Raw genomic sequence first — 6729 nt, forward strand, 5'->3', positions numbered from 1 at the left:
GCCATCCGCGCACAAAAAGAGGCCCGGAAGATTTCCGGGCCTCAAGGCGTGAGCCCTTGCGGGAGCATCACGACGGGATGGGACGTCGCGAGGCGGCCGAGGCCGCCCCGGACGAGCTTACGGGTGATAGGCCACTTCGCCGTGCGAGGTGAGATCGAGCCCTTCGCGCTCTGCATCGGCTGTCGGACGCAGGCCGACGATCAGGTCGACGATCTTGTAGAGGATCGCGCTGCCGATACCCGACCACAGGATTGTCACGAGCACACCTTTGAACTGCGACATCAGCTGGGTGGCCGTGCCGGCATAGCCGGCGGCGAAGTCGGCTGTCGAGTAATCGACGATGCCGGCGCCACCGAGAGCGGGATTGACCAGGATACCGGTGCCGAGCGCGCCGATGATGCCGCCGATGCAGTGGATGCCGAAAACATCCAGGCTGTCGTCGTAGCCGAACTTGTTCTTCACCACCGAGACGAAGAAATAGCAGACGCAAGTGGCGACGAGACCGAGCACGATGGCGCCCATCGGTCCGGCAAAGCCGGCGGCAGGTGTCACGGCGACGAGGCCGGTGACAGCACCCGAAACGGCGCCAAGCATGGATGCTTTGCCGCGCAGCAGCGTTTCAAGCACGATCCAGGTCACTGCCGCCGCCGCCGTGGCGACAAACGTATTGACCATGGCCAGCACGGCATAGGCGTTCGCTTCCAGGTTCGAACCGGCATTGAAGCCGAACCAGCCGACCCACAGCAGCGAGGCGCCGACCATGGTCAGCGTCATCGAGTGCGGCGCCATGACGTCCTTCTGGTAGCCGATACGCTTGCCGATCATCAGCGCGCCGACAAGGCCGGCAATGCCTGCATTGATGTGAACGACGGTGCCGCCGGCGAAGTCGATGGCGCCGAAGCCGAAGATGAGACCCGACGGATCGCTATAAGCGCTCGGGCCGCCCCAGAACCACACCATGTGCGCGATCGGGAAATATACGAAGGTGACCCACAGGATGGTGAAAAGGATCACGGCGGAGAACTTGATGCGTTCGGCGAAGGCGCCGACGATCAGGGCAGGCGTGATGCAGGCGAAGGTCATCTGGAAGAGGACGAACACCAGTTCGGGAATGGCCACGCCCTTGGTGAAGGTTTCGGACACCGTCGTCACGTCGACGCCGGCCAGAAACATCTTGGAAAGGCCACCGACGAAGGCGTTGCCGGGGGTGAAGGCCAGGCTGTAGCCGTAGAAAACCCAGACGATCATGACCACGCTGGTGATGGTGAAGACCTGCATCAGCACCGACAGCATATTCTTGGCGCGAACCAGGCCACCGTAGAAAAGGGCAAGGCCGGGAATGGTCATCAGCAGCACCAGAATGGTGGAGATCATCATCCACGTCGTGTCGCCCTTGTCGACGGTGAATGCCGGCGCCGCTGCCGGTGCTGCCGGAGCCGCTTCCTGCGCGAACGCAGCAACCGTGCCCAGTGCAGCGAGAGCGAGCGAGCCCAAAACGGCCGCGCGTCCCGTTAACTTCAAGGTGGAAGGAATATTCATTGAACTCTCCATTGGAATACGTGTCCGCGGCTCAAAGCGCGTCGGTGTCTGTTTCGCCGGTGCGAATGCGCACCGCCTGGTCGATGCCGAAGACGAAGATCTTGCCGTCGCCGATCTGACCGGTCTTGGCCGCCGCGGTGATGGCTTCGACGGCCTTGTCGACCATGTCGACGGCGACCGCGACTTCGATCTTGATCTTCGGCAGGAAGCTGACCGCGTATTCCGCCCCACGATAGATTTCCGTGTGCCCCTTCTGACGTCCGTAGCCTTTTACTTCGGTGACGGTCAGGCCTTGGATGCCGACTGCGGTGAGCGCCTCGCGCACCTCGTCGAGCTTGAACGGCTTTATGATTGCCATCACGATCTTCATAAGGTTTCACCCTTTGCTGTTGCGGGTCCCCGCGTTTGCACGACTTCGCCGATCCCCATGAGAGCCGGAGAGTGCCCGCTAGGATTCAAGCTCCGTGCCAATTGCCGAAGCAGGGTGTTAAGCTGTTGTTAAACAACGAAATCGGGAAGGTTTGTCGGCTGCCTGTTCACAGTCGCGTCAATGCAAATGATTAAAAAATAGGCAAAATTCGAAAAATGCCTACTCGGCAGGCGGCCGCTTCAGCCGGATGAGTCCTTCTTGGGCAACCGAGGCGATCAACGTGCCGTCGCGGGCAAACAGCGAGCCGCGGGTAAAGCCACGCGATCCTTGCGTTGACGGGCTGTCCTGCGTGTACAGCATCCAGTCGTCGAGCGGATGGCTGCGATGGAACCACATGGCGTGGTCGAGGCTCGCTGCCTGGATGTCGCGATCGAAAATGGCGCGGCCATGGGCAAAGGTCGAGGTGTCGAGCAGCGTCATGTCGGAGAGGTAAGCGAGCACGGCCGCCTGCGTGGCGCGGTCGGCCGGCACCGGGCCGGTGGTGCGGATCCAGATGTTCTGCTTCGGCTCGAGCTTTTCCCGGCTGGTGTAATGCTTCAGCATCACCGGCTTCATCTCGATCGGCCGGTCGCGCTCCCAATAGCGCTTGATGCCATCGGGCACGGCTTCGCCGAACTTGCCCAGCAATTCGCGCTGCGACAGCAATGTGTCGGGCGCCGGCACGTCCTGCGGCATCGGCACCTGATGTTCCAGGCCGACCTCATCCTGCTGGAATGAGGCTTCCAGCGAAAAGATCGCCTGGCCGTGCTGGATCGCGACGACGCGGCGCGTGGTGAAGGAGCCGCCGTCACGGATGCGGTCGACCTCGTAGATGATCGGCACCTTGGTGTCGCCCGGTCGCATGAAATAGCCATGCAGCGAGTGCACATGGCGCTCGGCCTCGACCGTCCGCTGCGCGGCGACAAGCGCCTGGGCGATGGTCTGGCCGCCGAAGATGCGCTGCCAGTCGAGCTTGGGGCTGCGACCGCGATACAGGTTGTGTTCCAGCTGCTCGAGGTCGAGAATGCCGAGAAGCTCGTCCATGGCTGCCGTCATCTTGACCTCGCCGCAAAATTACCATGGCGGTTTCCGACAGGAACAGCGGGCAGTCAAGGGCGGAATGCCCGGCGACAGTCAGGCTGCGAAAGGAATTGCCATGGTGGACAGCAAGAATTCGCTCGACGTTCTGGTCGCCGGCGCCGGCTATATCGGCCTGGCCGCCGCCGTGTCGCTGAAGCAGGCGCGGCCGAGCCTCGCCGTTGCCGTCGTCGACGCAGCACCCGCCGGCGTCTGGCAGAAGGACGGCCGCGCCTCGGCGATTGCAGCCGCCGCGTGCCGCATGCTCGACCAGCTCGGCGTCTGGAACGAGATCGCGCCGGAGGCGCAGGCGATCACCGAAATGATCGTCACCGATTCGCGCACAACGGATCCGGTCCGTCCGGTGTTCCTCACCTTCGACGGCGAGGTCGCGCCCGGCGAACCCTTTGCGCATATGGTCGCCAACAAGGATTTGAACGGCGCCTTGCGCCGGCGCGCCGAACAGCTCGGCATCGGCATCATCGAGGGCGTCGCCGTCAGCGCCTTCGATACCAACGGCGCCGGCATCACCGTGCATCTTGCCGATGGCGCGACGCTTAAGGCGCGGCTGCTGATCGCCGCCGACGGCGTCAACTCGAAGCTGCGCGACATGGCCGGCATCAAAACGGTGAAATGGGAGTATGGCCAGTCCGGCATCGTCTGCACGGTGGCGCATGAGCGGCCGCACAACGGCCGCGCCGAAGAGCATTTCCTTCCGGCCGGCCCCTTTGCCACGCTGCCACTCAAGCCGGGCAAGGACGGCACCAACCGTTCGTCGATCGTCTGGGTCGAACGGTCGCAGGATGCCGAAAAGCTGGTCGCGGGCGACACCCTGGTCCTGGAGTATGAGCTCGAGCATCGCTTTGGCCTCAAGCTCGGCGAAATCCATATCGCCGACAAGCCCCGCGCCTGGCCGCTCGGGCTGACCATTGCGCGCGCCTTCGTCGCGCCGCGCATCGCCTTGGCCGGCGACGCCGCCCACGGCATCCACCCGATCGCCGGCCAGGGCCTCAATCTGGGCTTCAAGGACGTGGCGGCACTTGCTGAGGTGGTGGTCGAGGCCGACCGGCTCGGCCAGGACATCGGCGCGCTCGACGTGCTTGAGCGCTACCAGCAATGGCGGCGCTTCGACACGGTGCAGATGGGCATCACCACCGATGTGCTGAACCGGCTGTTTTCCAACGACTTCGGCCCGCTGCGTACGTTGCGCGACGTCGGTCTTGGCCTTGTCGAACGCATGCCGCGGCTGAAGGGGTTCTTCATCCGCCAGGCGTCGGGTCTGTCCGGCGACACGCCGAAGCTGTTGAAGGGCGAGGCGATCTGATCCATCTCACAGACATGCCAGGATGTGTTGAGATTCAGGTCAGGCCGAGCCGGAGTCGAAGACGGGGCGCGAAGCGACCAACAGTGGCTTCCGAGAACCGGAGCGGAGCGTGCGTTTGGGTACGTGAGAATAGGAAGCGCAGGAAGCCACCCTTTGCAGGCCGGCATCACCTGAATATCAGCAAACCCTAATTGACCTCGAAACCGAGCTTCTGGCGCAGCCGGAGCATGCGCTGGTCGGAAATCTGCTGGCTTTGCCCGCCGACTTCCGTGACACGGCTGACCATCTGTAGCAGATCGTTCCTTTCAGCCGCATCGAGGCGTTCGCGCAGGAACGGTGCCAGCTTGTCGATGACGACCGTGGCGTCGTCGATTTGCGAGGCCGCCCATTTGGCGTAGATCACCGCTTCATCGGTCTGCTTTTTGTCGGCAATCTCCGAGATCACCGATCGAATGGCAGCTTCGCGTTGCGGCAGCACAGGGCCATGTTCGGAAACAATGGCGGTGATCAGCGTCGCGGCGGCCACGACCGGATCGTCGATCGCCGTCAGCGGCGAGAGCGCCGCTTGCTTGCGCAGTTTCTTGCGGCGGACATTGCCCTGGACGCGGCCAACGACGTCGGCAACCTCACGCGCCGCGTCGTTCATGATCTTCAGCCGGTACCACCAGAACGCCGCTGCCCCCAGCAGGCCGATTGCAGCAATCAATATATGCATACCCCAAGATCCCCAATCTCGGGCGACGATAGGAGAAGTATTGCTTCGCTTCAACACGCAAAAGTTGCATCGATCGAAGAAAACGAAAGCCTGCGCCAGTCATCGGCCGCCATCACTTTGCCAAGGATCTTATCGGGACATCCCTACGACCCCGGCACGTTGTAGATCGCCCGCACCTCGATCGTGCCGATTTCGGCTAGCGGAATGCCGCCGGCGATCTCCAGCGCCTCGTCGAGATCCCCGGCCTCGATCATGACGAAACCGAGCAGCTGCTCCTTGGTCTCGGCGAAGGGGCCGTCGGTGACCAGCCGCTTGCCCTGGCGCCGGCGCACGGTCTTCGATGTCTTCACCGATTGCAGCGCCTGCGCGATGATCAGGCGGCCGCTTTGCGCCACCGACCTGTCATAGGCCAGCGAATCGGCGTCGAGCTTGGCCAGCCTCGCAGGCGTCATTGCGTAGAGATCTTTTTCTTCACCATAGACCAGGCAAACGTATCTCATCTTTACCTCCATTCCTGGGTTGGACCGTAGGGCGAGGCGACGGACACGTCAGCTGGGCCTTTGGCCGCTGCATAGTCGAGAAAGGACACCGCAATGCCGATGATGGCAATCGCCGCAAGCAGCCGGCCGAAGCCGGAAGGCTGCAGGCGCGACCAGTCGGCTTGTTGTTCACCGGCCCCGTGGCCGGTGCTTGTCCAGTGAGCAGAAAACAGATTGTTCATGTGGTCCTCCATCCGGCCACCAAGTCCATGGCCGCCCGCAGGACGGCCGGGACAGATGGAAGTCGACATTTTTGCACGCGTATTTTTTCGAATTTTTTTCGCTCGACATGACGTGTCACGCTGCCGCCGATACGAAAGCGTGGGTGGCCTTCGCTCCGGCGCGCGCTATAGTCGACCGGACGCCGACTACGGGCTCAGCCAAGACAATCAAGGAGGAATTGATGGACCGCACCGCCAACGCCGTTTGGAAAGGCAGTTTCAAGGAAGGCAAAGGCACGCTCGATACCCAGAGCGGGACGCTGAAAGGCACACCCTATTCTGCCAAGATGCGTTTCGAGGACGAGAGCGGCAAATCCGGCACCAACCCGGAAGAGCTGATCGCCGCCGCCCATGCCGGCTGCTTTGCCATGCAACTTGCGCATCTTCTTGCCGAGAACGGCACTCCGGCTACCGAGCTCGACGCCAAGGCCGTGGTGACACTGGTCCCCGGCACCGGCATCACCGGCAGCGCGATCACGCTGGTCGGCAAGGTACCGGGCATCGATGCCGCCAAATTCCAGGAACTAGCCGAAAAAGCCAAGGGCGGATGCCCGGTCTCGAAGGCGCTCGGCGCCATCAAGGTATCGCTCGACGCCAGACTCGGGTGAGCCGTAAGCAAACCTGCATCGAACAGCCGGTCGATGATTGGCGACAGCATAGCGGCCATCCGATCTCCCTTGCGGGGGGCTGGCAGGATAGAGGGAAGATCGCGGCTTTATTCCAGCTTGGGTTGCTCGCCCCACGACAGTGGGGAGAGGTGTCTCGGCGAAGCCGAGACGGAGAGGGGAACCGCGCTCTATGAAGCCCCCTCTCCGGGGGGGGGGGGGGGCCCCGCCCCCCGCGGCGGGTGATAAGAAAAGCGGCGGCCGAGACCCCCCGACGGCTAAAGAGAGATGTGGGGGCGT

Annotated in this window: 8 protein-coding genes; 2 read left to right on the forward strand and 6 right to left on the reverse strand. The window is 63.0% G+C overall.

What is annotated here, in order from left to right; genetic code table 11:
- Positions 1-117: 117 nt before the first annotated feature.
- The 3 genes from NKH43_RS32075 to tesB all read right to left on the reverse strand — a co-directional run bounded on the left by NKH43_RS32075 (position 118) and on the right by tesB (position 3004).
- Positions 118-1539: an ammonium transporter gene (locus NKH43_RS32075; RefSeq protein WP_352861562.1), complete on the reverse strand. Its 1422-nt coding sequence runs from the start codon at positions 1537-1539 to the stop codon at positions 118-120.
- 31 nt (positions 1540-1570) lie between these two features.
- On the reverse strand, positions 1571-1909 hold the full coding sequence (locus NKH43_RS32080) for a P-II family nitrogen regulator (RefSeq protein ID WP_023679755.1): 339 nt from the start codon (positions 1907-1909) through the stop codon (positions 1571-1573).
- Between the two features lie 219 nt (positions 1910-2128).
- Entirely contained in the window at positions 2129-3004 is an 876-nt protein-coding gene (gene tesB, locus NKH43_RS32085; protein WP_023722686.1) for an acyl-CoA thioesterase II, read from the reverse strand.
- A gap of 100 nt (positions 3005-3104) precedes the next feature.
- Between tesB and NKH43_RS32090 the strand changes: the two genes are divergently transcribed.
- Entirely contained in the window at positions 3105-4349 is a 1245-nt protein-coding gene (locus NKH43_RS32090) for a ubiquinone biosynthesis hydroxylase (protein WP_352861569.1), read from the forward strand.
- A 187-nt stretch (positions 4350-4536) separates the two neighbouring features.
- On the opposite strand, the gene NKH43_RS32095 is transcribed toward NKH43_RS32090, so the two are convergent.
- From NKH43_RS32095 to NKH43_RS32105, 3 genes are all read right to left on the reverse strand, one after another.
- Positions 4537-5064, reverse strand: a complete 528-nt coding sequence (locus NKH43_RS32095; protein ID WP_352861563.1) for a hypothetical protein — start codon at positions 5062-5064, stop codon at positions 4537-4539.
- 143 nt (positions 5065-5207) lie between these two features.
- Positions 5208-5564 carry a YciI family protein gene (locus tag NKH43_RS32100; protein ID WP_352479974.1) on the reverse strand — a complete coding sequence of 119 codons (357 nt, stop codon included), beginning with the start codon at positions 5562-5564 and terminating at the stop codon, positions 5208-5210.
- Positions 5565-5566: 2 nt separating this feature from the next.
- Positions 5567-5785: a hypothetical protein gene (locus NKH43_RS32105; protein ID WP_352508947.1), complete on the reverse strand. Its 219-nt coding sequence runs from the start codon at positions 5783-5785 to the stop codon at positions 5567-5569.
- A 221-nt stretch (positions 5786-6006) separates the two neighbouring features.
- Between NKH43_RS32105 and NKH43_RS32110 the strand changes: the two genes are divergently transcribed.
- A complete protein-coding gene (locus NKH43_RS32110) occupies positions 6007-6432 on the forward strand; it encodes an OsmC family protein (protein ID WP_254817821.1) in 426 nt (141 codons plus the stop codon).
- Positions 6433-6729: the final 297 nt, after the last annotated feature.

This window comes from Mesorhizobium sp. M1163 (genome assembly GCF_040318415.1).
Taxonomy (GTDB): domain Bacteria; phylum Pseudomonadota; class Alphaproteobacteria; order Rhizobiales; family Rhizobiaceae; genus Mesorhizobium.

Coding starts and splice junctions, on each gene's coding strand:
- tesB (WP_023722686.1), bottom strand. CDS start 3,004: ATGACGGCAGCCATGGACGAGCTTCTCGGCATTCTCGACCTCGAGCAG.
- NKH43_RS32095 (WP_352861563.1), bottom strand. CDS start 5,064: ATGCATATATTGATTGCTGCAATCGGCCTGCTGGGGGCAGCGGCGTTC.
- NKH43_RS32090 (WP_352861569.1), top strand. CDS start 3,105: ATGGTGGACAGCAAGAATTCGCTCGACGTTCTGGTCGCCGGCGCCGGC.
- NKH43_RS32105 (WP_352508947.1), bottom strand. CDS start 5,785: ATGAACAATCTGTTTTCTGCTCACTGGACAAGCACCGGCCACGGGGCC.
- NKH43_RS32110 (WP_254817821.1), top strand. CDS start 6,007: ATGGACCGCACCGCCAACGCCGTTTGGAAAGGCAGTTTCAAGGAAGGC.
- NKH43_RS32080 (WP_023679755.1), bottom strand. CDS start 1,909: ATGAAGATCGTGATGGCAATCATAAAGCCGTTCAAGCTCGACGAGGTG.
- NKH43_RS32100 (WP_352479974.1), bottom strand. CDS start 5,564: ATGAGATACGTTTGCCTGGTCTATGGTGAAGAAAAAGATCTCTACGCA.
- NKH43_RS32075 (WP_352861562.1), bottom strand. CDS start 1,539: ATGAATATTCCTTCCACCTTGAAGTTAACGGGACGCGCGGCCGTTTTG.